22 protein-coding genes, 1 pseudogene and 1 riboswitch are annotated in these 26,179 nt (G+C 53.3%); of the genes and pseudogenes, 8 read left to right on the top strand and 15 right to left on the bottom strand.

The window, feature by feature from the left end; genetic code table 11:
* Nucleotides 1-50: 50 nt before the first annotated feature.
* Nucleotides 51-509, bottom strand: coding sequence for a VOC family protein (locus AC0LWT_RS31275; RefSeq protein WP_474685205.1), 459 nt, complete (start codon nucleotides 507-509; stop codon nucleotides 51-53).
* Nucleotides 510-549: 40 nt separating this feature from the next.
* On the bottom strand, nucleotides 550-1,590 hold the full coding sequence (locus tag AC0LWT_RS31270; RefSeq protein ID WP_474685204.1) for a LacI family DNA-binding transcriptional regulator: 1,041 nt from the start codon (nucleotides 1,588-1,590) through the stop codon (nucleotides 550-552).
* 146 nt (nucleotides 1,591-1,736) lie between these two features.
* Between AC0LWT_RS31270 and AC0LWT_RS31265 the strand changes: the two genes are divergently transcribed.
* Together AC0LWT_RS31265 and AC0LWT_RS31260 are read left to right on the top strand one after the other, a co-directional pair.
* Nucleotides 1,737-2,507 carry a TSUP family transporter gene (locus tag AC0LWT_RS31265; RefSeq protein WP_474685275.1) on the top strand — a complete coding sequence of 257 codons (771 nt, stop codon included), beginning with the start codon at nucleotides 1,737-1,739 and terminating at the stop codon, nucleotides 2,505-2,507.
* A 39-nt stretch (nucleotides 2,508-2,546) separates the two neighbouring features.
* Nucleotides 2,547-4,700 (top strand): DNA topoisomerase III, encoded by a 2,154-nt coding sequence (locus tag AC0LWT_RS31260; protein WP_474685203.1) that lies wholly within the window; start codon nucleotides 2,547-2,549, stop codon nucleotides 4,698-4,700.
* A 67-nt stretch (nucleotides 4,701-4,767) separates the two neighbouring features.
* On the opposite strand, the gene AC0LWT_RS31255 is transcribed toward AC0LWT_RS31260, so the two are convergent.
* The gene (locus tag AC0LWT_RS31255; protein WP_474685202.1) at nucleotides 4,768-5,127 is read right to left on the bottom strand and encodes a hypothetical protein; all 360 of its coding nucleotides are present in this window, start codon (nucleotides 5,125-5,127) and stop codon (nucleotides 4,768-4,770) included.
* A gap of 171 nt (nucleotides 5,128-5,298) precedes the next feature.
* Here AC0LWT_RS31255 and AC0LWT_RS31250 point away from each other — a divergent pair, with 171 nt between their 5' ends.
* Nucleotides 5,299-6,180, top strand: coding sequence for a glycoside hydrolase family 43 protein (locus AC0LWT_RS31250; protein ID WP_474685201.1), 882 nt, complete (start codon nucleotides 5,299-5,301; stop codon nucleotides 6,178-6,180).
* 149 nt (nucleotides 6,181-6,329) lie between these two features.
* Here AC0LWT_RS31250 and AC0LWT_RS31245 read toward each other — a convergent pair whose 3' ends face one another.
* The 6 genes from AC0LWT_RS31245 to AC0LWT_RS31220 form a co-directional block, all read right to left on the bottom strand.
* Complete coding sequence (locus AC0LWT_RS31245) at nucleotides 6,330-6,587, bottom strand: hypothetical protein (protein ID WP_474685200.1); 258 nt, start codon at nucleotides 6,585-6,587, stop codon at nucleotides 6,330-6,332.
* A gap of 11 nt (nucleotides 6,588-6,598) precedes the next feature.
* Nucleotides 6,599-8,290 (bottom strand): WXG100 family type VII secretion target, encoded by a 1,692-nt coding sequence (locus AC0LWT_RS31240; RefSeq protein WP_474685199.1) that lies wholly within the window; start codon nucleotides 8,288-8,290, stop codon nucleotides 6,599-6,601.
* Between the two features lie 53 nt (nucleotides 8,291-8,343).
* Nucleotides 8,344-8,453, bottom strand: a riboswitch (cyclic di-GMP riboswitch).
* A gap of 707 nt (nucleotides 8,454-9,160) precedes the next feature.
* Nucleotides 9,161-10,525 (bottom strand): MATE family efflux transporter, encoded by a 1,365-nt coding sequence (locus AC0LWT_RS31235; protein WP_474685198.1) that lies wholly within the window; start codon nucleotides 10,523-10,525, stop codon nucleotides 9,161-9,163.
* Between the two features lie 20 nt (nucleotides 10,526-10,545).
* The gene (locus AC0LWT_RS31230) at nucleotides 10,546-12,912 is read right to left on the bottom strand and encodes a beta-galactosidase (RefSeq protein WP_474685197.1); all 2,367 of its coding nucleotides are present in this window, start codon (nucleotides 12,910-12,912) and stop codon (nucleotides 10,546-10,548) included.
* Nucleotides 12,913-13,043: 131 nt separating this feature from the next.
* Nucleotides 13,044-13,646 (bottom strand): methyltransferase domain-containing protein, encoded by a 603-nt coding sequence (locus AC0LWT_RS31225; RefSeq protein WP_474685196.1) that lies wholly within the window; start codon nucleotides 13,644-13,646, stop codon nucleotides 13,044-13,046.
* A gap of 108 nt (nucleotides 13,647-13,754) precedes the next feature.
* Complete coding sequence (locus tag AC0LWT_RS31220; protein ID WP_474685195.1) at nucleotides 13,755-14,375, bottom strand: HAD-IA family hydrolase; 621 nt, start codon at nucleotides 14,373-14,375, stop codon at nucleotides 13,755-13,757.
* A 65-nt stretch (nucleotides 14,376-14,440) separates the two neighbouring features.
* On the opposite strand from AC0LWT_RS31220, the gene AC0LWT_RS31215 reads away from it, so the two are divergent.
* From AC0LWT_RS31215 to AC0LWT_RS31205, 3 genes are all read left to right on the top strand, one after another.
* Nucleotides 14,441-14,668, top strand: a complete 228-nt coding sequence (locus AC0LWT_RS31215) for a hypothetical protein (RefSeq protein WP_474685194.1) — start codon at nucleotides 14,441-14,443, stop codon at nucleotides 14,666-14,668.
* Nucleotides 14,669-14,838: 170 nt separating this feature from the next.
* Complete coding sequence (locus tag AC0LWT_RS31210) at nucleotides 14,839-15,387, top strand: CcdC protein domain-containing protein (RefSeq protein ID WP_474685193.1); 549 nt, start codon at nucleotides 14,839-14,841, stop codon at nucleotides 15,385-15,387.
* A gap of 1,307 nt (nucleotides 15,388-16,694) precedes the next feature.
* Nucleotides 16,695-18,155 carry a CoA-acylating methylmalonate-semialdehyde dehydrogenase gene (locus AC0LWT_RS31205; RefSeq protein ID WP_474685192.1) on the top strand — a complete coding sequence of 487 codons (1,461 nt, stop codon included), beginning with the start codon at nucleotides 16,695-16,697 and terminating at the stop codon, nucleotides 18,153-18,155.
* Between the two features lie 26 nt (nucleotides 18,156-18,181).
* Here AC0LWT_RS31205 and AC0LWT_RS31200 read toward each other — a convergent pair whose 3' ends face one another.
* Both AC0LWT_RS31200 and yyaC read right to left on the bottom strand, forming a co-directional pair.
* The gene (locus tag AC0LWT_RS31200) at nucleotides 18,182-20,011 is read right to left on the bottom strand and encodes an ABC transporter ATP-binding protein (RefSeq protein WP_474685191.1); all 1,830 of its coding nucleotides are present in this window, start codon (nucleotides 20,009-20,011) and stop codon (nucleotides 18,182-18,184) included.
* Nucleotides 20,012-20,043: 32 nt separating this feature from the next.
* Nucleotides 20,044-20,589, bottom strand: a complete 546-nt coding sequence (gene yyaC, locus AC0LWT_RS31195; protein WP_474685190.1) for a spore protease YyaC — start codon at nucleotides 20,587-20,589, stop codon at nucleotides 20,044-20,046.
* A gap of 73 nt (nucleotides 20,590-20,662) precedes the next feature.
* Between yyaC and AC0LWT_RS31190 the strand changes: the two genes are divergently transcribed.
* Nucleotides 20,663-21,850 (top strand): glycosyltransferase family 2 protein, encoded by a 1,188-nt coding sequence (locus AC0LWT_RS31190; protein WP_474685189.1) that lies wholly within the window; start codon nucleotides 20,663-20,665, stop codon nucleotides 21,848-21,850.
* A 310-nt stretch (nucleotides 21,851-22,160) separates the two neighbouring features.
* Here the strand turns inward: AC0LWT_RS31190 and AC0LWT_RS31185 are convergent, their stop codons facing one another.
* Nucleotides 22,161-22,406: a hypothetical protein gene (locus tag AC0LWT_RS31185; protein WP_474685188.1), complete on the bottom strand. Its 246-nt coding sequence runs from the start codon at nucleotides 22,404-22,406 to the stop codon at nucleotides 22,161-22,163.
* A 12-nt stretch (nucleotides 22,407-22,418) separates the two neighbouring features.
* Nucleotides 22,419-22,700, bottom strand: coding sequence for a recombinase family protein (locus AC0LWT_RS31180; protein WP_474685187.1), 282 nt, complete (start codon nucleotides 22,698-22,700; stop codon nucleotides 22,419-22,421).
* Between the two features lie 161 nt (nucleotides 22,701-22,861).
* Between AC0LWT_RS31180 and AC0LWT_RS31175 the strand changes: the two genes are divergently transcribed.
* Entirely contained in the window at nucleotides 22,862-23,068 is a 207-nt protein-coding gene (locus AC0LWT_RS31175) for a helix-turn-helix domain-containing protein (protein WP_474685186.1), read from the top strand.
* Between the two features lie 325 nt (nucleotides 23,069-23,393).
* On the opposite strand, the gene AC0LWT_RS31170 is transcribed toward AC0LWT_RS31175, so the two are convergent.
* Together AC0LWT_RS31170 and AC0LWT_RS31165 are read right to left on the bottom strand one after the other, a co-directional pair.
* Nucleotides 23,394-24,017 carry a pentapeptide repeat-containing protein gene (locus AC0LWT_RS31170; RefSeq protein ID WP_474685185.1) on the bottom strand — a complete coding sequence of 208 codons (624 nt, stop codon included), beginning with the start codon at nucleotides 24,015-24,017 and terminating at the stop codon, nucleotides 23,394-23,396.
* A 22-nt stretch (nucleotides 24,018-24,039) separates the two neighbouring features.
* Nucleotides 24,040-26,179 (bottom strand): annotated as a pseudogene (locus tag AC0LWT_RS31165) (hypothetical protein); the annotation flags it as partial.

Genomic DNA, 26,179 nt, shown 5'->3' with positions numbered 1-26,179 from the left:
CAGCCTGCTTTCTTCTCTTAATGATACTTCCAGGTTCGGCGGTTTGACTATTATTTTTTATCGTTCTCCAGCAATTCGATCATCAGCTTCAGCTGCGGCACGCTGTCCAGGTAGGCATAGCGCCCGCCGGTGTACTCGCCTTTTTGCAGCAGCGGCATCCCGCTCCGCTCCATGAGCGCGATTTTCTCTTTCATGCCGTCGATAATAAAAGCGATGTGATGGAAGCCTTCGCCGTCTCTGTCGAGCCAGTCGCGCCATACGCTCGGCTTTTCATCCGGTTCGATCAGCTCAAGCTGCAGCGAGCCCATGTCGAAAAAAGCCAGCTTGCATCTTGCTTCCATCCGTTCTCCCCGATATTCGGCTTGCGTAACGTCAACCGTATCCGTCCAAAACCACTTCGGCTTCTCCACGCCGAAAAAATCCGCATACGTCTGGCTCGTCTTGTCAATGTCGTGAACCAGCAGCCCGATTTGCGCGATAACTTTCGTTCCCAAAATGTTATTGTCCATGTCCGATCTCCCTTTGCGCGTTTTTTTGTAAACACGTATGTCAGAGCGGCTTGCACGAGTCCCTGACAACTAATTTGGATTGAATCAGCACCTTGTTGAAATCTTTGGCTCCATGCTCGATATTTTCAATCAGCAGCTGCGTCAATTTGAGCATCATCGACTCAAAATCCATGCGGAACGTCGTCAGTCCCGGCTGAAAACGGGCGCTCAGCGCATGGTCGTCAAAACCGATTACCGAGATATCCCCCGGCACGTTGATCCCGGCTTGCTGCAGGGCGCGTACGGCCCCGAACGCGACGCTGTCATTAGCGGCAACAAGCGCCGTAGGCAGCTCCGGCGTTTGCGCCAGCAGCTGCTGAACGGCCTGAAATCCGCTCGTTTCATTAAAATCGCCGGGCAGCACCCACCCGGCTTCAACGGTCAAACGGTGCCGGCTCATGGCGTTCAGAAAAGCCTGATATTTGGACGGGCCCGCATAGCGCCTCATATCTCCGTTGATAATGCCGATTTTCGTATGATTCAAACCGACCAGATAATCGACCGCGGCATTGACGCTTTCATCGTAATCGAAGTTGACGACAACGCGGTTCGGTTCATTGCGTCCCGGCAGGTTTTGGTCGAAGATCGCTACCATGAATCCTTCCGCTATGAGCTCTTCGATAACCGGCTCATCATTGGCCGCGCCTATGAATATGCCGCCGTCGATGCGCCTCTGAAAGAACGTCTCTTTAATGCGCGACGCCTGCTTCGGGTCCTTCGGATTGCGGATAATATTCGTCAAAACGTAATAGTCGAACGACGAGGCGTATTCGATAATGCTCGCAATCATTAAATTGCTGAGCATGTCTCCCGCCACATGGCCGGAATCGATGAAAAACAAGCCGATCGTTCTCGTCTTCTTCCCGGCCAGCACCCGGGCCGACAAATTCGGGAAATAATTATGCTGCTCGATAATCTTCATGACTTTGGCGCGCGTCTTCTCGGGCACGTTGGAATAGTTATTAATGACTCTGCTGACTGTGCTCCGGGAAACGCCGGCCAGCTTCGCGATTTCTTCGCTATTGGTTTCCGTCTTTTTCAATGACTATTGCCTCGCTTTCGTGAACGCGCGTTTATAGCCCCATTGTACTTCCGCCCCCTCCCACTGTCAACGATACTCCATTGAAAATGGCCCCATTTTGGCTTATGCTAACTTGTATCGCACACTAAGGAGCCTGAATACTTATGATGGATTTTCCAACTTTGCACATGCTCTTGTTTCTTATTGTCGTCGGCTTTCTCGCCGCTTTCATCGATTCCGTCGTCGGCGGCGGCGGATTGATCTCCCTGCCTGCCCTGCTCTTCGCCGGGCTTCCGCCCGTTTTCGGCCTCGGAACCAATAAATTGGGCGGCACGATGTCCTCCCTGGCGAGCACAGGCTCTTTTTTAATGTCCAAAAAGATTCATATGCGGCTGACGCTGGCGCTATTCCCGCTATCTTTTGCCGGCGCCATATTAGGCAGCTACACCGTCAAGCAAATTCCGTCCGACTTTTTAAAACCGCTTGTCGTCGGCATGCTCATTGCCGTTACGCTGTATACGCTCTTCAAAAAAAATTGGGGCGCCGCCTCGACATTCGCCGGGCTGACGCCGAAAACAACGCTGCTGCTCACTGCCGGGGCTTTCGTCATCGGCTTTTACGACGGCTTTTTCGGTCCGGGCACGGGTTCGTTCCTGATCTTCCTGTTCCTGATGGTCGGCTTTGATTTCGTCGGCGCGTCCGCGAACGCCAAGATGCTGAACCTGGCCAGCAATATCGCGAGCCTGGGCACCTTTTTCCTGATGAAATCCGTCAATATTTATTACGGTCTGCCGATGGGCATCGCCATGATCGCAGGAGCGCTCGTCGGCTCCCAGGTGGCCATTCGCAAGGGCAGCACCTTCGTCAAGCCGCTGTTCGTGCTGGTTACGGTACTGCTGATCGGCAAGCAGGTCTGGTCGCTCGTATTTCATGTCTAGTTTTGCCAGAATAAAAGTGAGATGAGGTCGCCTATTTATATGAAAATATTAGTATTGGCCGAAAAGCCCAGCGTAGCGAAGGAAATCGCCCGCGTGCTCGGCTGCAATCAAAAGCACAAACACCACCATGAAGGTCCCAAATACGTCGTAACGTGGGCGCTCGGGCATTTGGTCACGCTCGCAGAGCCTGACGACTACGATCCGCGCTATAAAACGTGGAACCTGGAAGATCTGCCCATTATACCCGAGCGCATGAAGCTCAAGGTCATCAAGGAAACGTCGCACCAATACCGTGCGATCGAGCAGCTCAGCAAACGGCCGGACCTCGCGGAGCTGGTCATCGCCACCGACGCGGGGCGCGAAGGCGAGCTCGTCGCCCGCTGGATTATGGAGCTGATCCGTTGGAAAAAGCCGTTCAAGCGGCTTTGGATTTCGTCGCAGACGGATCAGGCGATCCGCGAGGGCTTCGCCCGGCTGAAGCCCGGCACCGACTACAACCGGCTGTATCAATCAGCCGTGTGCCGTTCGGAGGCCGATTGGCTGATCGGCCTCAATGTGACCCGGGCGTTGACGAGCAAGTTCAACGCCTCTTTGTCGGCCGGCCGCGTGCAGACGCCGACGCTCGCGACGCTGATGCGCCGCGAAACGGAGATTCGCGAGTTCCGCTCCGTCGATTACTGGCTGATCGAGGCCGATTTCGGCTCTTTCCGCGCGCTGTGGAGGGATCCGAAGACCGGCGATACGCGCATTTTTGACCGCGAGCGGGCGGACGCGCTGAAAGCGAAGCTGCAAGGCCAGAAGGCGACGATCGCCGCTGTCCAGCAGACCGAGAAGCAGATTCCGCATCCGCTCGCGTACGATTTGACGGAATTGCAGCGCGACGCCAACCGCAAATTCGGCTTTTCCGCCAAGCAGACTTCGAATGTGCTGCAAAGGCTGTACGAGCAGTACAAAATCGTCACTTATCCGCGGACGGACTCGCGTTACTTGACTTCCGACATGGCCGCGACGCTGCCGGGAAGGCTTAAGGGAACCGCCATCGGCCCGTATGCCGCTCTGGCCGCCCCGTTTATCCGGAAGCCGCTGAAAATAACGAAACGGATCGTCGACGACAGCAAGGTCAGCGACCATCACGCGATCATTCCTACCGGAGAAACGGTCTCGCTGGCGGCGCTGAGCGCGGACGAAAGGCGTCTCTACGACCTGATCGTGCGAAGATTTCTGGCGCTGTTCCACGAGCCGTGCAAATATGACGAAACCCGGCTGACTCTGGAAATCGCCGGCGAGAAGCTGTATGCTTCGGGCAAAGTCATCAAGCAGGCGGGCTGGAAAGAAGTGTACGGCGCAGCGGACTTCTCCGACCCGGACCGCGATGACGCCGAGGCCGAGGAGGAGACGGCCCAACTGCTGCCGCAGGTCAAATCCGGCGACGTGCTGGACGTCAGGAGCAGCCGCCAGCTCGCCAGGCAGACGAAGCCGCCCGGCCGCTACACGGAAGCTGCGCTGCTGTCGCAGATGGAAAAGCACAATCTCGGAACGCCCGCTACGCGGGCCGATATTATCGAAAAGCTGGTGTCCTCGGACACCATCGAACGCCAAGGCTCGCTCCTGCTGCCGACGGGCAAAGGAGTCCAATTGATCGAGCTCGCCTCCGAAGAGCTGCGCTCCCCCGAGCTGACCGCCGGGTGGGAGCTGGAGCTGGAGCGGATCGCCAAAGGCCAGGGCAGCATGGACCAGTTCCTGAGCGGTATTCGCGCCAAAGCTGCCGAACTGGTCGGCGAAATCAAGCGGAGCTCCGCGGCTTACAAGCCGCACAATCTTACGCACAGCAAATGTCCCGATTGCGGCGAGCTGCTGCAGGAAATCAAGGGCAAACGCGGGCGCTATCTCGCCTGCTCCAGCCGGGAATGCTCCTACAGGCGCGAGGCTGACGGGCAGTTGTCCAACCGGCGCTGCCCGCAGTGCCACAAAAAGATGGAAATTCATACGGGCAAGGCCGGAAAATATTTTCAATGCCGCCCCTGCAACGTGGTCGAGAAGCTGGAGAACGAAAACGGCGGCGGTGGCGGCGGCCGGCGGGCAGCGGCCAAGGCGAACCGCCAGCTGATCGAGCAGTACTCCGACAATTCGGGCGTAGGCAACAGCCTCGCCGATAAACTCCGGGCCGCCCTGCAGCAGCAAAACGGGGATTAAGGCAAAATAAAAAACCTCCAAACTCCACTCGCTTCAGTGGTTTTGGAGGTTTTTCATTGGATGACGGTTAAACGGCTCTACACGATTTCACCGACTTGGCGGACTTGCCCGAGCCCCTGACAGCCGTCTCGAGTTCTTCCACGGTGGTAATCCCCAAGCTGATCAGTGCTGCCCCGGCTTCCATGTGGAGACCGGCCAGAATATGCATACTGGAGTTCGGCACCAGCGAAGTTTTAAATTCATGGAACAAAACGGCATTGTAATTTTTCAAAACCGTCATAAACTCAACGGTCGGAGGTACGAAGGAACGAAGCCCCGAAACTTTCCAGAAAAAGTCTCTGACATGATGAATATCTGTTCCCGTACGATTCAATTTGCGAATCATTTGGAAAAATTCATCAATTAACTCCTGTCTTGCGGCTGACATGAAATCCTCTCCCATTTCGGTCGTTCTTTCGACAAATATCTAGTTCTATATAATCATAGCATATGTAGTTCGAAAGTTCTATTCAGTTTCGATATAAATCCGCTCTTATTTTATCTCATATTTTTTACTATAATTAGCTAGACATATATTTGATTATGGAGGCCATAGCGCATGACTTCACTTCCACTTTCGCAAATCAATTTCAGAGATCCTTTTATTTTGCCCGTTCCGCAGGAAGGCGTTTATTACTTGTACGGAACCGCCGGCCTTACCGCCTGGTCGGTAAAGCCGCACGGCTTCGATGTTTACACCAGCACCGACCTTGTTCATTGGGACGGGCCGAAGGCCGTTTTCCGCCCGGACGAAAGCTTCTGGTCCGATCATCATTACTGGGCCCCTGAAGTTCATATTTACGAGGGGCGCTTTTATATGTTCGCCTCGTTCAAAGCCGAAGGCCGGTGCCGCGCTACGCAAATTCTCGTATCGGACAGCCCGGAGGGGCCTTTTGTCCCACATGGGACAGATCCGGTGACGCCGGAGGACTGGGAATGTTTGGACGGGACTTTATTCCTGGATGAGCAGCGCGCGCCTTGGATGATTTTTTGCAGGGAATGGCTGCAGGTTACGGACGGAGAAATGTATGCCATAAGGCTGAAAGGGGATTTGACGGGAACTGTAGGCGAGCCTGTGCTGCTGTTCCGCGCCTCGGAGGCGCCATGGTCGGTCGGCGGCAAGGAGGGGCAATACGTGACGGACGGCCCTTTCCTCTACCGGATGAAAGACGGAGAGCTTGTCATGCTCTGGTCGAGCGGAGGCCGCCAAGGCTACGCGATGGGTCTCGCCCGGTCGCAGCCCGGGCTCGTTACGGGCCCATGGGTGCACGACGCAGCGCCCGTATTCGGCGAGGATGGCGGCCACGGCATGCTGTTCCGCGATTTTGCGGGCAGGCTGCTGCTCACCATCCACGCCCCGAACGTGAACCCCGAGGAGCGCCCGATCATCCTCGAGCTGGAAGAGCACGACGGCACCTTGGCGCCGCTGCGACGGGTGTAAAGTCAGGCGGAGCGATCGCCAAAGCGCCTGCCCGCGCAAGCTGAAGCAAAAGACCCCCCATTTCCACTCGCAACGTGGAGAAGGGGGGCTTTTATTGGTTGAAATCACTCTTGTAATTTCTCTTAGGCCTTACTCTCTAAAGTATGACTCTAATTATTTTGAGTCAAATAGTTATGTCTACTTAATAGCAACTCATAAAAATAATCAAACGCTTCATTTTCATTATCTATTTCCTTGATGATATAATGACCTCCACGTTCCCTTGTCTCATAAATTTTCCACATACCTTTATCAAAGACACAGCCCATTACAAGCGGTTCATCTGTTATGCTATCAAGTACCATGATATACTCACCAATATTGATTTTTTCAGACTCCAGTTTCATTAGAAGCTCTTCCTTAGTCATTACAAACACCCCTAATATTTTGGTATAATCCCCATTCTCTCCAGTATTTCTCCATTCAACGGTGTTACAATTTGCTCTGCCCCACCATTCATTAATACCTCACCTGTAGAGCTACTAGTCCATGGTGCAGCAGTGCCTTTCAATCCATAAGTTGCATCCACATTTCCAACGGCTTGTTTTACATTTTCCTGGAAACTTGTGTATTGTGCCTTAAATCTGTCAAACTCAATATTAGAAACAGGCTTCTTTTCATTTGCACTTACAATTCGATTCAACTCTTCAAGATTTCCACTCTTGATAGCATCAATGGCATCAAAATACGAATCCTTTAAGAAAGTTCCTTCATGCCTTGCTGTTAAATTTTCCACATAAGGAATTGCACGTTGATCATAAGTGAATGGTACACCGTTATTAGGTAAAGTAGTGAAATTCTCCCCAGCCTTCCCCCCAACTCTATCCCATTGTTCTGGCAAAGGATTTTTTCTGTTGATAGATTGGATTGAATCTTCTACAAATCCCAGATTATCTGGCCAATCTACAATCATTCTGCCGTTTGGTCCAAATCCTTCAGGCTTCAGGAATTTCATGTCAGAGACAACTGTAACATCACCTTTAACTTCTAACGCAGCATACGCTTCATGAATCTTTTCAAACTTCTGTTCAGCAGTTAAATCCGTTCGTTTTCCTATTTCACTGATATATTCAAAGTATTCCCCTACATTTTTAAATTTAAGATTTCCTCGTCCCTCACCCTCTGGCAGCTTCTCATTTGGTCTCTCATGTGGCTTCTCAGGCGGTTTGATCGTTTGCGGAGGAGTTCCCTGGTCTGCTTCGCCGATTCCTCTGGCCGTATTCCCTAAAGCAGGCTTCCCCTTCGAAATAAGCGCCGATGTCCCTCCCGTGATCATGGAAGCCAGCCCAAAGCTCGCCATCCAATGCTCCTTGGAGAGCGCTTCTTTCGGATCCAATGCCTCCTTGACCGTTTCGACGGCCCCCATGCTCAGCCAATTGGCAAAATCGTAGGGAGAATCCATCATTTTGTTTGCCCTATTTTGTAGACCGTCGTTGATGCCTTTTGGAATACCCATGGTTACATAATTCAAAAAATCAGCAGGGGAGTCCAGGGAGTGGGCGGCGCGTTCTTCGAATCCTTTTATCATGTCCTTCCCGATTTCCTGGAAGCTATCCAGCGATTTCGTGACAAAAGTGCTCGGGACCTCCAAATAATCCATCAGCTTGGCGTTCTTATTCACCATTGTCGCGTAGGCTTCTAAGGCTGTCAATCCCAGTTCCTTGAAGTTGGATTGCTTCCCGGCGGCTTGGCCGCTGCCAAATAACGCCGACATCAACCTTGCGGTGTTGCTAATCGGAGAAAGAAAACTAAACCCTTTGTTGACGGCATTCTTCACAAAAGAAAGAGCGCCGCTCATGCTGAACCCCTTGCTCTTCCCGTCCGCCTCATCGAATTGATTCGCTTTTTTCGTGGTGAAGTCCTGGATTTGCTGCAGTTCGTAGCGCAGTTCTTGCAGCATCCGGTCAATCGATTGGTAGCCGCTATCCACATCGGACCGATGCCGGCTGGACATCGCAAGCCCGTTCATTGCGCTGCGGAGCTGGCTTTGGATGCGCTCCAGCGTCCCGATGGTCGTGCGAAGCTCGCTGGCCGTCGCTCGCAGCGTCGACGTTTCAACACGTATTTGCACCTAGCTTCCTCCTCGCATTACACTACTTGCCGCAATACAAAAAACCAACTGCTGTTGGCGGCCCGGCTGCCGTTTCCTGAGGATGTCTGACGACTTGCACCCCATAGAAGTAGACCCGTGGCTTTGCGTCCCTGTCTTTCGAACAGGTTTGCCTTTTCAATTTCACTTGGTTATTAGGTATTTAAAACTATGAAAATAGTACATTAGTTTCAATACAAGTTCCATATTAACCCATAATCTAACATATTTCCACAAAATAGTTTTTACGCGGGTGATCCATGGGTTATACGTATTATGGCACTTCATTCTCTACCTCGGAATATCCATTTGCGCATCATATCGTAATGAATCCGTATCGACGACATGGACGGCGCATAATCAGACGGAGCATGCCTATAAGGCATGCTCCGTCTGGCTGCCCGAGAAAGTGACAGCGCTATGTTAGGCTTAGAGGAACTGAAGAAGCGCCAATGTTCGGCACAGCCGTGCTCTCCATCTCGCGCCTGTCCTGGTGCTGGTGCCGCTGCATGGCGGGGGGGCATGAGGCGGTTTGACAAACCGGGACAGGAAAAAACCTGCGAAAGTGCAGGTTTTCCCTCCGAAATTGGCTTATTTTGGCGAAAATCCTGCAAAAGTGCAGGAATTTTCGCTGAAAGCGGACCTGAGCCCATGTCCCCGCTGAAAAGCCTGTACAATTGCAGGAATTGTTCGTGTCCAGCGGATTAAGGGCGCAAATTCATGTATTTTTGCAGGTTTTCTTCGCACTGCACTGCACCACACCACACCGCACCGGCAGTACCACCATCGCCAGGAAGATTGTGGCTATCGGCTCTGGGCACGCCCTTAAGGCATGCTCCGTCGCTCCCTCCTCTATGTTCCAACCGCCGGGGCAGCACCCTGCTCCTTCGGCTGGGTTATGCCGCGTTTCCAACGGCGCCAAGCCAATACGGCCCGGAACGTTTCGTCGATCATATAGGCGGCAAATATGCCGTAGATCCCCCAGCCAGCCGTAATCCCGAACAAATATGCGCCTCCGGTTGTCGTCAACCACATGCCCAGCACGCTGATGACAGCCACAAACCTGGCATGGCCGACGGCATTCAAAGCGTTGGTCAGACAGAAGGTCCAGATGCGCAGCGGCTGCCACACAAGGCAAAATGTGAAAACAGGCAGCGCAGCCGCAATCACCTCTTCATCCCGGGTGAACCACCCCAAAGCTGTGCGCGCGAAGTGCCAGGCGAGCAGAGCGGCGCAGAGCGTTGCGGCCATACCGGCTCTGGCGCCCAGGTAAGGGCTGCGTCTCACAAGGTCATGCCGCCCGGCTCCGAACAATTGTCCCACTTGAATGGACACGGCAGCGCCGACCGCGGAACCGATAACCCACGGAAACTGCTGAATCACGTTCAAATACGTGAAGGAGGCAAGCTGCGTCTCACCAAGCGAGGACACAATGGAAAGCACAACAACCTGCGACAATCCCCAGGATACCGATGTAAAAATCGAAGGCACGCCAATCGACAGCATTTCCCTCATTAACGGTCTGTCATAGCCTTTCCAGTCCAGCCGGCGCATGCCGTGCCTGAACGCCTGATACAGCAGCCACATGCAGCATAGTAATGCAGCGGAACGGCTTGCCAGAGTCGAGATCGACACGCCCAGAATGCCGAGCGTCGGAAAGCCGAGCAAACCGAATATCAATACGGAATTCGACGCCGCATGGATCAGATTCATACCGATGGAAACGACCATCGGCCCCCGCGTGTTCCCCGTGCTGCGGATGAAAGACGAGATGCTGAGATGGAGAACCGTCACGAACATCCCGGCGCCGACGATTCTTAGGTACGTAACGGCGTAATCGTGCACTTCGCCGGGGGCGTTCATCAGCCGAACGATAGGTTCCGCCAACATGCAGAGGAGCATGCTGAGCGCCAGACCGCCGGTGAGGTTTATTTTGATCGCCATAAATGCCGTCCTGCGCGCCTCAGCGGTCTTTCCCGCTCCCCATTTCCGGGCGACTACGACACCCGCTCCTGAATTGATAAGAAAAAATACCGTCATTATGGATTGAATAACTTGATTGGAAAGCCCAACCGCCGAAACCGCGTTATCCCCGATACTGCTGACCATCAGCGAATCGACGGTTCCCATCAAAAACTGAAGAAGCATTTCGACCGCGATCGGCCAGGATAAGCTCCACAGCGAAATTCGTTTGAGATCTAGTTGCGATTGCTCCATAGCTGAAAATAGCCCTCCGTCTACCCCTTGGCAACCGTTAGGCAAACCTCCGGGATGAGGCGAACGGAGCGGATTTGGGCTACTTCCTGGCCGACGAACGTCTGCTGGATGGCCATGGCCGAATCGCTGGTTACGATTGTCCCCCGGCGGGCCGGAACGACGACTACGTCAAGCGGCTGAGCATGCAGCTGCGCTTCCAGGCGGGTCAATCCAAGCTCCCATGCATCGCCGTTCCAGAAATGGTCGCCGACAAGCTTGCCGCCTATAAAAGCGCTGCCGATGTCGCCTTCGTATTCGACGGACAGGAACCATTCATGCAGGTTAGGCAGACTCCATGCAGATTCGGGAATTCGCACCACCGCTTTGCGGCCGCCGATCAACTGCACCTCCGCTTCCAGCCGATTCGGCGGAAGCTCCAGGCGGTAGCGTGCGAATCCCGCTTCCGCCTCCCCTGTCGGCGTCAGCGTTCCCGCGCCGGCAGAGCAGGAAAGTGTCAGCCGTTCCGCTGCAAACACGCCGAATTCAACAGTTCCCCCGTCACGGTGAAACAGTCGAAGCTGATCGTCAAGCACGGCGACCGGGCTTTCCGACAAAATCAATCTGTGCTCGCCCCAGACGCTCACGTCATACAACCGCAGCGACTGCTCATGGGTGAGCAGCCTGATCTGCACGGCGGTTCCGTCCGTTTTTTTCAAACGGATCACGCCCTGGCCGTCCGGACCAAACCGAACTAACGTCCGCGCCCCCGCACGCTGCACCGAGCCGCCATCGGCTTCCACGCCCGCCAAATCCGGACCGGCGAAAGCAAACTCCGCCTCCATGCCTTCAGGCGTGAAGAAGAAATAAACGGTCTCTTCTCCCGACCCGATTTTCGTAAGCGGCTGAGCGGTCGCATATTTCAAAAGAATGCCGTCCAGGTCCATATGAAAAGGAAGCATAGCCGAAACATTCCGCCGCAGCGTGAATCCGCCCGATTCGGGTACCCGCAGCGTCTCGCGGTCCAGCTCCAGCGCAATCGACACGTCGTGATGATCTTTCATCTCCACATGATCCTGAAAGTTGTTCAGGAACAAATACCCCGCTCCGTCGCGCGCACGGGCCGCATAACGCACATGCTCCGTATCGGCCGGGGTCAGCTGCGCGGCATTGTCCGGCAGCACTGTGGCCGTATCGCAGAGCGTTTCGCCGAAGCTGCGCAGGAAGGTGAACAGCCCCTTCAGCCTGCGGTACGACTCGCGGACTTGACCGAATTCGCCGATCGGCGCCTGATAGTCATAGGAAATTTTCGGACACGTTTTCTCGTTCATGTAAGCATGCTTGCCTACGGGCTGTGTACCGCCATGGAAGACGTAGTAGCCGATAAAATTGCAGCCTCCGGCGATTTTTTGCAGCGTCATCGCCTGTACGCTTTCCGGTTCCACCTGAAACCGCGCCAAATACCAGGCCTGCATCCCTCCGCCCATCTCGCAGCAGGCATAGGGATAGTTTTCCGGCTCGTAAGGCGGCTCGAACCCGTGAGCCTGGCGCGCATTGTTATGATAGTCCGCAAACAAAAACTCGGTCGTCGGCGGCTGCTCGGGCTGATTTTCGTTGACGTTCCAGGGCGTGTACGCATAACCTCCATAGAGTGGCAGCACTTCGTCCTCCAGCACAGGCGCCCCGCCCCAACCGGTAGACGTATAAATCGGCGCAACCAATCCAGCTTCCAAAGCGAGCCGCTTCAGTTCTTTCATATGCGCAGCCCCGTCTCCGCCGGCCGGTACGAATTCGTTGCTCTGTCCGTTCGTATGCTCCCAAGGCGCGCCTGCATGCATATATTCATTTTCCAGCTGGATGCCGATAACCGGACCGCCGTCCTTGAACATCAGGCCTTCGGCTTGCTTGCCGATTTCTTTGTAGAGCCGGGTCACATAAGCCAGATAAGCCTCATCGTTGGAACGGACCTCGAACGGTCTGCCGTACAGCCAATCGGGAATCCCTCCATTGCGGCACTCCCCATGGCAAAATGGCCCGACCCGCAAAATCAGATGCAGCCCGTGCTTGCCGCACAATTCAATAAATTTGCGCAGCTGCAAATTGCCGTCCCAGCAAAACCGCCCTTCCTCTTCTTCGTGATGAATCCAAAAAATGTAGGTAGCGACGATATTCACGCCCGCCGCCTTCATTTTTAACAGAGCTTCCTCCCATCCCTCATAGGGATAACGGGAGTAATGAAACTCGCCCGCAATGCCGAAAAACGGCCTGCCGTTCCATTCCATGTAATAATTGGTAAAAGAAATCCGATCCCCTTGCGGGTTTTGACCGCCTAACCGCAGCGTGCCCGGCCGCACTCGCTTCGTTATCCCTTGCAAATTCAAGGCAAGACGCTTGCCGCCTGCTGTGTCCATTCCATCATTCCCTTTCGGTTCCCATGGACGCGTTGCCCGTCCAAATCCGGTTTTCTTCTACTGTATCAGCAATCTCCTGAAATACATACAAGACAAAGTTACGCTTTTCAGGAAAATCCTCAACAGTTTCGTTATTCCGGCTTGCGGGCGATCACAATCGTTGCGGCATGGCAGTGCGGGACCCCGGAGGAATTGCAGTCAAATATGTACTCTTCGACGTACGGCTGCTCCCAATCCGCGTAATGATCCTGCAGTTCGCCGGGTTTGTACAAATATTCGTTCACTCCCCAGTCCGGCGCTATCTCCACATCCGGGTGCTCGTTAAAAGCAAACAAGACGTGCAGCCCGCCCGCTCGGGTATTGGATTTCCACTGGGCAAACTGCTTCAGCCGCCTTTCGGGGCGGATATATTGGAGCGCTCCTATCGAATAAAGAAGATCGACCGGCTGTTCAAGCTGAAAGGTATTGATATCCCCTTCAAGCGTATCCACATGCACCCCCGCTTCCCCGGCAAGCCGGACCGCTTTGGCCAGCCCAGCCGGGGAGGTATCGACGGCCAGCACCCTGTAACCGTGCTGCGCCAAAAATACGCTGTCGCGCCCTTCGCCCGCCCCCAAATCTACGGCATAGCCGCCATGACCGTAGCGCGGTACCATCAGCGCCATCCGGTTGGGCTCTTTTCCCCAATAATACGATTCTTGCGTGTAAAGCTCCTGAAGCTGTTCTTTGTCCATAAAGCATCCTCTCTTTCGAAAACATTTTGAGGAGTCTGGCGGGCTGAGTTCACTCTCCAGACTCCGAGCTTGCGCGCGCTGCTCTTATATGCAAAATAGACCTTAACGTTACGTCAAGGTCAAGAGAATTTTCAAAAGCTCGGACGGTTCGCCGACCACATAGTCGGGTCTTCCGCGGCGAAGCAGCACAGGAGCGTCGTAACCCCACGTCACGGCGATTATGGGCACGCCCAGCTTCCTGCAAGCTTCAATATCCCGCAGCTCGTCGCCCACATACGCGATTTGCGAAGGCGAAACCCCCCACCGCTTCAAAATTTTTCGAATCGATTGATGCTTCCCGTCCAAATGCTTCGCCGATACGATCTCGTAGAACGCATGTTCCAGCTTGTTGTTCCGCAAAATCTGGCGGATATTGCTCGTCGAATTGGAAGACAGGATGGAAAGCTTGTGGCCTTCGGCGATAAGTCTGCCGATTACTTCTTTCATACCGGGAACGATATGCAAAAAGCGGATGTTTTCCTGGTAGCGCTGCCTGGCCGTCAAAATAAGCTTCGGAATTTGCAGCACAGGCACCCCCAGCCACTCCACACGTTCGGAAATGGATAGGGAGCGCAGCAGCATTAGATCCAGATTGCGGATTTTACGAAACCGGTGTTCGGCAGCCAGTTCATTATAAAGCTTCACAAGCAAAGCCCTGGAATCGACCAACGTCCCGTCAAAATCAAACAAGATGTGTTTCTTCATCAGCTATAAAATAATAATGGGGCCGGACCTTCCGGCGGCACTTGTCGAACTTGGTTGCTGGCAAATTCTTTGTTCGGGTCCAGCGCATAATGAGGATTGCTGATATCCCGAAGATCTTCCCAGTTGCAGGCGACACCGCCGCCATCGGCATCGCCGGCATGCATTTTGCAGCTGCTGCAAAAATGTTGATGCTGAGCGGCGTCCAGCTTTACAACCTTGTTACGCAGACAGCAATATATTTCGTTGTCGGCATTGCAAATATTGACATGAGTAATTAGAGCCATTGTTCAGCCAACTCCTTGCGGTACAATATGTGTGTAATAGTAAGTGTATCGACATACTATTAAGTGTATGACGGATTTTTGTAAACGGAATAATATTTTTAATGACAGACCGTCTAATTTTGCTACAATGGAATCACCTGATCATATAGTCTGGAGGAAAAACCGTGCAAACCTGGTCGCACTACGCAATTCCGATCCTTGTCGCGGGTTTGATCATTTACCGCCGCACCAAACGAACCATCGGATTTCAAAAATTATCGCGCGGCAGACTCAAGTTCCGGATCGTCATGTTCGGCATTATCGGACTTTTAATTCTATCGCTTGGCTTCGTCCATCCGGTTTATTTCATAGGCGATGCCGTCGGTGTGGCCGCCGGAGCCGCTCTGGGGCTTGCCGCGATCCGCCATACCCGCTTCGAGCACCGCGCCGACGGCTGGTATTACCGGACTCATATATGGATTGAGATCACGGTTTTAGTGCTGTTTTTAGGCCGTATCGCTTACCGGATCGTCGTTATGGCGACAATGCCCAATCCCGGCGCCGCGAACCCCGCCGATCCTTCCCAATTCGCCAAAGATCCGACGACGGCCGGCATTTTCTTTGTCATCGTAACGTATTACATCCTCTTTTTCGGCTATTTGCTTCGTGAGGAAGTAAAACTCGAAAAAGGCCCGCAGCCGAACGGCGAGGATTCCTATATCGAAAACAAATGAGCCTGATTCAACGAAACCGGCCCGCAAGTAAACCAAAAAACGCCTCCAATACCACTATACAAGTGGTGCGAGGCGTTTTTTTTGCGAGAGCGCACCGTTGCGGGGTGCTTGATGATCCGGGGCGCAGGCTGTCGTACGCAAGAGCCAGCGGCAATTCTGCCTGGCTACGCGAAGCCAGCGGGCACTTTCGCCTGGCTATGCAGAGCCAGCGGGCACTTTCGCCTGGCTATGCAGAGCCAGCGGCAATTCTGCCTGGCTACGCGAAGCCAGCGGGCACTTTCGCCTGGCTATGCAGAGCCGGCGGCAATTTATGCTCGGCTACGCGGAGCCAGCGGGCACTTTCGCCTGGCTATGCAGAGCCGGCGACAATTCTGCTCGGCTACGCGAAGCCAGCGGGCACTTCTGCACGACCACGCGAAGAAAACCTGCAATAGTGCAGGTTTTTGCGCATAGATACGCTGGCTACGAAAAATTCCTGCAAATGTGCAGGCTTTTCGCCGCGAATATGGGCTCAGACTCATATTCATCGAAAATTCCTGTACAATCGCAGGCTTTTTGCTAAAACGAGTCACTTTCCCGGAAAAAGCCTGCACTTTTGCAGTTTTTCGGGCTGACTAGCCGCTTCACAAATAGCCGCACCCCAATTTTTGCACCCCTTCCGGCTACCCCAACAAAGTATCGCAACTTATCCCACAGTCTGAGCATTGATAGTTTTTCGGGCTGACTAGCCGCTTCACAAATGGCCGCGACTCCAATTTGCACCCCTTCCAGCTGCCCTAACAAAAGTCTCGCGACTCTCCTAACAGTCTGAACATTTCAGTTTTTCGGACTGACTAACGACCATTGCAATTTTTCGAACTGACTAGCTACTTCCCAACCACCTACGCCAAGCCTTTGAGCAGCAAAAGTGCAGCGTCACCTAACTATTCCACAAGGAACTATGCATTCTCATCGTTGCGAGCTGGCGTGCGGGCTTTGGAGGCCCACCTTTGCTACGCAGGATTTCCGCTGCGTTGAACGCAGACCGGTCGGCTTCACCAACGCCGCATTATCGCAGACGTTCGGCTTCTCCTGGCGCTATTTGCCCCACCCTACGCGGGATGCCGCATGCCTAAACAGCAATGCCCGGAAATTCCCCATGTCAGGTTTTCTGCAAGAAATCACCGCTTTTACACAGGGGGATTTCCCTTCTCCGTTTCAATTTGTAAAAAAATTAACGCATCTTTTACACAATGTGTCTAATGTTTTAGGGTCTCGCAGTTTTTATACTAAATAAGAGAATGATACTGGCAAAAGGGAGATTTTCGATGACTACAGCGAGTGAAGCGGTAAAAATAAAAAATTTTATAGGCGGACGATGGGTAGAGGCGTCTGGCGGGCGTTACGAGGGTGTGCCGAATCCGGCGACAGGCGAAATCATTGCGCGCGTGCCCATCTCGACGGAGGAAGATGTGGATTTGGCGGCTCAGGCGGCAAGCAAAGCTTTTGAGTCATGGAAAAAAATAGCCGTACCGCGCCGCGCGAGAATATTGTTCAGCTATCAGCAGCTGCTGGTCCGGCATTGGGAGGAGCTTGCCCGGATTGTGACGATGGAGAACGGCAAAAGCTATGGCGAAGCTTACGGTGAAGTGCAGCGCGGCATCGAATGCGTCGAATTTGCCGCAGGCATCCCGACACTGATGATGGGCAGCCAGCTCCCGGACATCGCCACCGGCGTTGAATCCGGCATGTACCGCTATCCGCTTGGCGTCGTCGGCGGCATTTCCCCTTTCAACTTTCCGATGATGGTGCCTTGCTGGATGTTCCCGCTGGCGATCGCTTGCGGAAATGCTTTCGTGCTCAAGCCGTCCGAACGGACGCCGCTGCTGGCGAACCGCCTGGCCGAGCTGTTTCGAGAAGCGGGGCTGCCCGACGGCGTGCTCAACATTGTGCATGGCGCCCGCGAGGTCGTGAACGGCATGCTCGAACATCCCGACATCAAGGCCATCTCTTTTGTCGGGTCCCAGCCTGTCGCCGAGTTTGTATATCAAACAGGAACCGCTCACGGCAAAAGAGTGCAAGCGCTGGCAGGCGCCAAAAACCACTCAATCGTTATGCCAGACGCCGATTTGGACAACGCCGTGACCAACATTGTCAACGCCGCATTCGGCTCCGCCGGCGAACGCTGCATGGCTTGTGCCGTCGTCGTCGCAGTTGGCGATATCGCCGATGAGCTGGCGGAACGACTGCTGCAGGCGGCAAACGCGATTACGATCGGCAGCGGACTTGAAGAGGGCGTGTTCCTCGGCCCCGTCATTCGCGAAGAAAACAAGCAAAGAACGCTTCGTTACATCGAAATCGGCGAACAGGAAGGCGCCGCGCTGACGAGGGACGGCAGGCAGGATAGCGCTGCCCGGGGTCGGGGATTTTTCGTCGGCCCGACGATTTTCGATCACGTGCGGCCTGACATGACGATTTGGAAGGATGAAATCTTCGCTCCGGTGCTATCTATCGTCCGGGCCAAAGATTTGACCGAAGCGATCGAAATCAGCAACCGCTCGGAATTCGCCAATGGCGCCTGCCTCTACACGGACAGCGCCAAAGCTGTGCGCCAGTTCCGGGAAGATATCGACGCAGGGATGCTCGGCATCAATCTGGGAGTACCTGCGCCGATGGCTTTCTTCCCCTTCTCCGGCTACAAAAAGTCGTTCTACGGCGATCTGCACGCAAACGGCCGTGACGGCGTCGAATTTTACACCCGCAAAAAAATGGTGACCGCCCGATACTAAAAAACGGAAATCGGCACTCCCCTCATTCACGCTTCGGCCTCCTCAGCCGCTTCCGCCTTGGCGAACTGCGTGCGGTACAGGCGCGCATACAGCCCCTCCAGCGCCAGCAGCTCGCTGTGCGTGCCCCGCTCCACGACGCTGCCCGCCTCGATCACCAGAATGTGATCGGCGGCCAGCACCGTGGAGAGGCGGTGCGCGATCACGAGCGTCGTGCGCCCCTGCATCAGCTCCTCGAGCGCGGCCTGCACATAGGACTCGGACTCCGAGTCCAGGTGCGAGGTCGCTTCATCGAGGATCAGGATGCGCGGGCGCTTCAAAATCGCGCGGGCGATGGCGATCCGCTGCCGTTCGCCGCCGGAGAGCCTGTGGCCGCGCTCGCCCACCCTCGTGTCGTACCCTTGGGGCAGCGACACGATGAAGTCGTGAATGTAGGCCTGGCGGCACGCGGCCTCCATTTCCTCTTGCGTTGCGTCCGCCTTCGCAAACAGCAGGTTCTCGCGAATCGTCGCGTGAAACAGGAATGATTCCTGCGTCACGTACGCGATGCCGCTGCGCAGCGAAGCAAGCTGAACGCCGCGTACGTTCACGCCGTCAACCTCGACGGAGCCCTCCGTCGGGTCGTACAGCCGCGCGATCATGCCGATCAGCGTCGATTTGCCCGCGCCGCTCGGCCCGACGAGCGCGATCATCTCCCCTGGCTGCGCCTCGAACGAGACGCCGCGCAGCGCGTACTGCCCAGGCTTATAAGCAAAAGACACCTGCTTATAAGCCACATGCCCGCGGATCGGCGGCAGCGGCCGCGCATCCGGGCTTTCGAGGACATCGGGCTCCATGTCCTCGTATTCAAAAATGCGCTGGAACACGCCCAACGCGGTCGCGACCTCCACCTGCAGGTTCAGCAGCGTGCCCACGGGCATGTACAGGCGGCCCAAATACGCCGCGAAAGCGACGATGCCGCCGAGCGTCATGCTTCCGGTAATGACCGAATAGCCGCCGTATAAATAAATGATCGCCGTGCCCAGCGGCCCCAGCGTGCCCGTCGCCATGTTGAACCAGCGGCCGACGAGGTTCAGCCGCAGCTCCAGGTCCATGACCTTCTGGTTCATGGACCGGTACTCCGCTTCCTGCTCCCGCTCCCTGCCGAAAATGCGCGTCAGCAGCGCCCCGGAGATGCCGAAGCTTTCGCTCAACTGCGAGGCGATGTCCCCTCGCACCTTTTGCGTCTCCAAGCGGAGCTGCTTGCGCATTTTGGACACTTTTCGCACCGGCAGCACGAACAGCGGTAAAATAAGCAGCGACACGATCGCCAGCTTCCAATCCAGGGCGAACAAAATGACGACCGTCGTCCCGACGATAACGATTTGCGTAATGGAAGATACGACCAGGGAAGTGACGACGTTTTGAATCGCCTGGACGTCGCCTGTCAGCCGCTGTACGATTTCGCCGGACTTGGCGTCCGTGAAGAAGGACATCGATTGCCGCTGCAAATTGCGATAGAGCGACTGCCCCAGGTCCCGCATCACCCCTTGGGTCACTTTCGTATTCAAATGATTTTGCCATACCCCCAGCACGCCGCTCCCGACCGGGAGCGCAATCATCAGCAGCGCCATTTCCGCGAGCAGCCGCAAACTGCCCTGCGGAATCGCTTTGTCGATAATTTCCCGCATGACGAGCGGAGGGATCAGCCCGATGACGGCGGACAGCAGCGCCAGCAGCAAAATGACGGCCAACTGCCCCCCATATCCGCGAAAAAGCCGCAAAATGCGGCGCAGCGACACATCTTTCAAACTGGCTTTGTCCGCTCTCCCCTTTTTCTCCAAATGATGGCTTACGCCTTCGCCGTACCCATTCCTCACCTGTCCTCACTCCGATCCGGTTTCAAACATTGTTATGATTCGCGCGGCGGCGGAACCGCCCGCAATATCGCGTCCGCCACTTCCTCCGCCATTCGGAGCACGCTGTACAGCGAGGTCGTCTGGAGGATCGCATACTGCTTCGGCCCCTCCGCGTTGACAATCGCCGCTATCGTGAAATCCCCTACCTGCGGAAGCGCCTTGCCCACCGATTTGCCGGGAACGATCGGCTGATTCGATACTTGATACAAGCCCACGGACTCCCTCCGGCCCAGGCATGCATCGATCGCAATGACGCCGCAGCCTTGCGGTATTTCCCGCAGCCGCTCAACCAGATTGCTTGCGTCGCATGGCGCCGCCAGCGTGCCGATCACATGCGGATAGCCCGCCTGCTCCAGTCGGGAGCCGACCAGCGGCCCCAGCGCATCTCCCGTCGAACGATCGGTTCCGATACATACAAAAGCGAGAGTCTGCGGCTCCAGCCCGCACTCCCCGGCGATTTTTTGCAGGAAGGGGGCGAGTTCTTCTCCCTTTATTTTTTTCCAATAACGGTCCTCACGCACGACCGGCTCCTGTTTCATGGTCTCATTGCCCCCCGCTCTTTCCGAATGGTATAATGCAGTCAATTTCTATTCTTCCACATGGAGGTACACCATGTCCATACTTGGGTTTGCCGCTTCCCTGACCGTTCTGTACTGGCTGGCGATGAGCGCGGTCGTGCTCAGAGGCCTGAAACTGCTGCATACGCTTCCCCGTGGCGCCGCTCTTCCGGACAAGCCCCCGCTAGTATCGGTCATCATCGCGGCCAAAGAAGAAGAAGGCACCATCATGGAGACGGTCAGGCATCTGCTGTCGCAAAATTACCCGCGGCTTGAAATCATCGCCGTCAACGACCGCTCCAAAGACGCCACCGGCGTCCGGCTCGAAGAGCTGCGCGCATGGTCGGAGCGGAAAAGCGGCATTTCCGTCCCGCTGCGCATCATTCACATCACACAGCTGCCCGAAGGCTGGCTGGGCAAAAATCACGCCCTCTATCAAGGCTATTTGCAAGCGAGAGGGCAATATTTGCTGTTTACCGATGCCGACATTCTTTTTTCGCCAACCGCCGTCTCCGACGCTGTCGCTTATATGAAGCGGCACGGCGTCGAGCATCTGACCCTTGCCCCGAACATGATCGCGCGTCATACTCTGCTGCGGGGATTCGTTCATTTCTTTTTCTTTTCGTTCTCGCTGTTCGTCCGCCCCTGGAATGCGAACCGGGACGATACGAGACGCCATGGCATGGGAATCGGCGCCTTTAATATGGTGAGCCGTCAGGCGTACGAGGCCGTCGGCACCCATAAAGCGATTGCGCTCAGACCCGACGACGATCTTCAGTTAGGCGTTCAGCTGAAAGGAGCCGGATTCAAGCAGCGCGTTTTGTCGGCCAGGCATACGCTTCAGGTAGAGTGGTACCCGACGCTGCGCGATGCGGTGAAAGGGCTTGAGAAAAATCTTTTTTCCGGCTTCGGCTACAACTTGTCGTTCGCGCTGCTGGCCTGCATCGGGCAGCTGCTGTTTTTTATTTTCCCATGGATCGGCATGCTCCTCGCCGGAATCTGGCCCGCCGCCGCATATGCCCTGTGCGTAATCCTGCAAATCGTGCTGTACCGGAAGCTGATGTTCGGCTTGATGGGTGAGCGCGGCAAAGAAGCTTACCTGCTCCCCGTCAGCGCTGCGCTGCTGCTGTATACGATCATCCGGTCGGTCGGGCTGACGTTCAAGCAGGGCGGCATCTACTGGAGAGGAACATTTTACCCGCTCAGCGAACTTAAAAAGAAAAGAAGCTCAGGGCAGAATTGACTTCCTTGACGATTTGCTTCTTCTCCACCGGATGAACGGCTAACGTTCTGCCATTGCCGCCCGTATCTTCTAATCCATACACAGGGGTCAAGCCTTTTGCTGTTTACTTCTTGACGAACTTCATCAGGTCATCGAAGCTGCTTAGTTTGTTTTCGATTTGACTTTCATCCAGTTTCGTATTCCAACATGACGGGATATCGAATAGGGGCAACCTCAGTTCGAGCGTTAATCTTTCGGTTCGCAATAGGACGCAAGCCTCTCTATTTTATTCCTGTCATGTTGTCCATTTTTTAATAGTGCTGCTGTAAAATCACGTTCGTTCGTTATTAGTTTGACTCCATCCTGTCATGGCTAATTGAAGATGAAGCAGATTTTCCCGTTGTTCCATTTCCAGTTTAAAAATGCTCATAAGCAGGTCTTCTATAACAATGCCTTTTATACTTCCTTTTTGTTCCCTTACAAACTCAAAGACTAATTTCTTGCAAGATTCACACACTTCTATCATTCCGAGCAAGCTTTTTTCTTCTTGTTCATAGGCGGCATATTGATTTCTCATATCGCCCACCGCTTAAATAATGGCTTGGTGCTCGCCAATAGATTCAACTTGAAGCTGATACGCCAATTCGGATAATGACCATGTAGGAAATAGCTCCTTCAATTCGGATACTCGTTGAACGTCAAATGCTTGCTTCTCTACTTTTGCGCCGCTGATACCTTCATCACTGAATACATGCAGCAGGCTCCAGCCTTGCTGCTGGCAATAGGATTCAATTTCTTGCTGATTAGATAAATTGTAACCATCCTTGGCTTGTCCTGCTGTGGACACTCGAATATAGCCGATTACGTTCATTGAAATTGCCCTCCGTTATAGGAAATTGAGATTCATGTTACGCTTAAAACTACCATATACTAAATTATAGTACTTTTAAGACTACCACGCAATGAATTTCTTTGCGTAAAGTGGTATATTTATCGTAATAATTCAAATCTCTGTAATGAGAGGAATCACCCATGAAAATAAAAATTCGGCTCAGAGAAATTTTAGAAGAACGAAATATTTCCCAAAGAGAATTAGCACGAATGATGGGCATTCGTCATCCAACAATAAATCATTTATGTTCGGAGAATGTCGATAGAGTTTACATTAGAACCTTAGAACATATATGTGAGGTTCTTGATATTGATATCAGCGAGTTAGTTGTTTCTGAAAAAGAATAATTCAATCGCTTCAACTTCTAACCATGATGCATGTAAGCATCAGATACGCAGTATACAGCCATTTTCAAGTCTTCAATCAATGCAAACTCCAATGTAGGGTCTAATCCAAAAGCAAATTCACTTTCCGATTCAATCATTTATTTTTCTCCTGATTTTGGGCATGCAAAAAAGGCTCATTCCTCCTTATCGTTCAAGTTAGAACAAGCCTTGAAAGTTTAACAAATGTTTGTTGTTGTTTAATGTTTGGTTTGTTGGTTGTATTGTACGATCTTGTTGTTGGGACTGTATACGGGTTTACACAAAATTTTTGACAGGGCCCAAATTGCTAATCCTTTTTGAAAATAGCTCCCATCTGTTCTAGACTTATATTTTCAGGCCAAATAGTCTTATGATTGTAAAAAGCCCCATTAAAAATAACATTGTTTATCTTTACGTTCGAAAAGTCTACTTCAGATAAATCAGCACTAGTAAAATCTACATCTTGAAGGATGGAATTCTTAAAAGATGCCCTTGATAAATCACAATTAATAAATTTTACATTTTTAAGGTTAGAGTACATAAATCCCACTTTCATCATGCTAGAATTGGAAAAATTCACTTCCTCTACTACTGATTCATAAAACGTAGATTTTATAACCTTAGAGTTAGATGCGTCACATTTTTTTAATAATGAGTAATCCAGATTTGACCTTGTTAAAATTACCCCATTCATACTGACCTCTATAAAATTTATTGATGCCAGATTCGAATAATAAAAATCAGTATTGGTTAATAAACATTTCTGCAATGTTGACCCTACCAATACCACATCTGTTAAGCTCCTACCAACTAAATCCAATTCTAATAAAGTAGCATCCTCTAAATACAATTGTGTGCCTTTAGATTTTGATTCAGTGATCCATAATTGGTGATCCTCAATCATTTTATTTAGTTCTTGTTGAGTTAACATCCACTATCCCCCCTCTTTCCATTTATGGCCACCAAAGGATTCTTTCCTTCCATTCCATAGTACTAATAGCATTTTTTAATTGCTCAATGTGATCTTGGGACAATTTGGTGGTGTCAAGAATAACATTTTCTCCCTTACGCAATTCATCTTCAATATCTGCCATTGACCTATCTAATCTAAACCCACCTTTCTTAGGTGGATATTTTGAATTAAATCCTTTTACATCCCACACTTGTCCATTTCTATCGATAAATTCACCTCGACCCGTAACTGGATCACGTACAATTGGCCCTGTGAGTTCTCCTCTAACCTCTAATTCAAGCCCAGCCTGTCGTTCTATTTTAGTTTTGTCATCAATGTCAAAATTATGGTCTGGGTCTTTTGCCAAATTTTCATACTCATCTGGTGTTCTAGCATGATAGGTTCCCTTGTCACCATACTTATCCATTAACTCCTGATAGTAATCTGGTGCATCCTTTCTGATTATATCTAAATCACTTTTACCCGTCCCCTTAGAGCCTGAACCACCTCCACCCTTTCCACGGCCGACTGAATCTCCCTCGCTCTTCATATAATTCGATATTTTCCCCGTTGCTTCCTGGAAGAGTTCCCTTAACGTTGTTGTTTCAGGTATACCTCCAAGCACTCCTGCCTTCTGCGGAGCAAACGGGTTAATAAATTCTGCATCCAAAATCTTTTTCATATCCTGAGTAAGCTTCGCGTAACTTTTACCCAGGGTGGTGCCCTTTTTACTCAGCAATTGTGCAAACTGATCGGATTTTGCGCTTATACTTGCAACCTCTGTCACCTGCACCGACTTCGTGCCACTCAGCACCAACTTTTCAGCTTGCATCGCCCTGGATGCTGCTCCTGCCTCGCCACCGACGAAAAAGGAGGCTATGGTAAGTACCAATTCCGTTCCATATTTGCTTCGACTATAGGTATCTCCATTGATGACGTCATCCTTGAAATCCCGCTTTACGCCTTCCCAGACTCCCGCCAGTGTTCTCAGCAGCTCATCTCGATGCTCCTTGTTGGAGTAGTATTTGCCTACATAAACAATTGGGTTCGAAACAAACTCCAAGGCCTCCAGAGGATTCTTTACGGCAAAATCCAATTCCTTATATAACAAGTCTGCCAACCCCAGAACGGTTTCCTCTACAACCGTGCCGATTCCTGCCAGGATGCCAGCGCTCATCGGATCAAATTCTTTGTACGCTTCCCATGCTTTCTTGATAGGTCCGAAAAGCGCACCGGATGTCGCGCCGCTCATCAACTCCCGGAACGCATCGGCGGGGGAGTAATCGCTGAAGTCGCTCACTTCCCCTCGCTGAACATCCGAGGCGGCTTTCGCTCCTACTGCGACGGCTCCCGCTGCCATCACGCCGGCTGCCACGACCCCGATTACCACCGCTCCGGCTCCTAACGTCGCTACGGTGACTGCCGCAACTACCGCTACCACGGCCACAACCGCCAGTGCGCCCAGCACGTTGCCCGCCAGCTTCCCCCAGCTAAACTTCTTTTTCTCCGGCGGCGGGGGCGGTGGAGGCGGCGTCCCTTGCTTCGGCTCGTCGGCAAATGGCGCATACGAGGTGCGGTCTCTTCCTTCCGCCCTTACGTTCGCTCCGAGAAAGTGGTACTCGCTCTCGATCGAGAAGCCGCTTTGCGCGCTCAGCTTCTTCGCCATGAGCTGACTCTGCGCGTAGATGACCACACGCTTGGGCGTGTAGAGCGAGATGTCCGCCTTCGCGTTCAGCGTCAGCTTCTTGTGGCTCGTCATCGTCACGCCCACCGCATCGTCGAAGCTCAGCTTCAGCGGCTCCTTGCTCCCGCCCGTCAGGTTGATCGCCGTCGGCGTCAGCTCCAGCTCGCTCCCGTGCTCCGTCCCGAAGTAGCGTTTGCTCGGGTCGCCTGTTTTGGCGCAGCTGCCGCCATTGGTGCGCACCGCCCCTACGACGATCGCCTGCCGTCCCTCGGCATCGGGAATGTACAGGCTGGCGCGAGTCCCCTCCTTCGGCATGCTGTACATGGCGCTGCCGGTCGCCGGTGCGAACGGGAACCAATGCGCCTTGTCCTTCGGCTGCTCGCGGTCCACGCTCAGATGCAGCTTCACCTGCTCGCCCTTGACCTCCAGCACTTCCCCTTCCAGCGAGATGCCCGTC

It is taken from the genome of Paenibacillus sp. sgz302164 (assembly GCF_056120505.1).
This window is presented reverse-complemented; position numbering and strand designations above follow the sequence as displayed.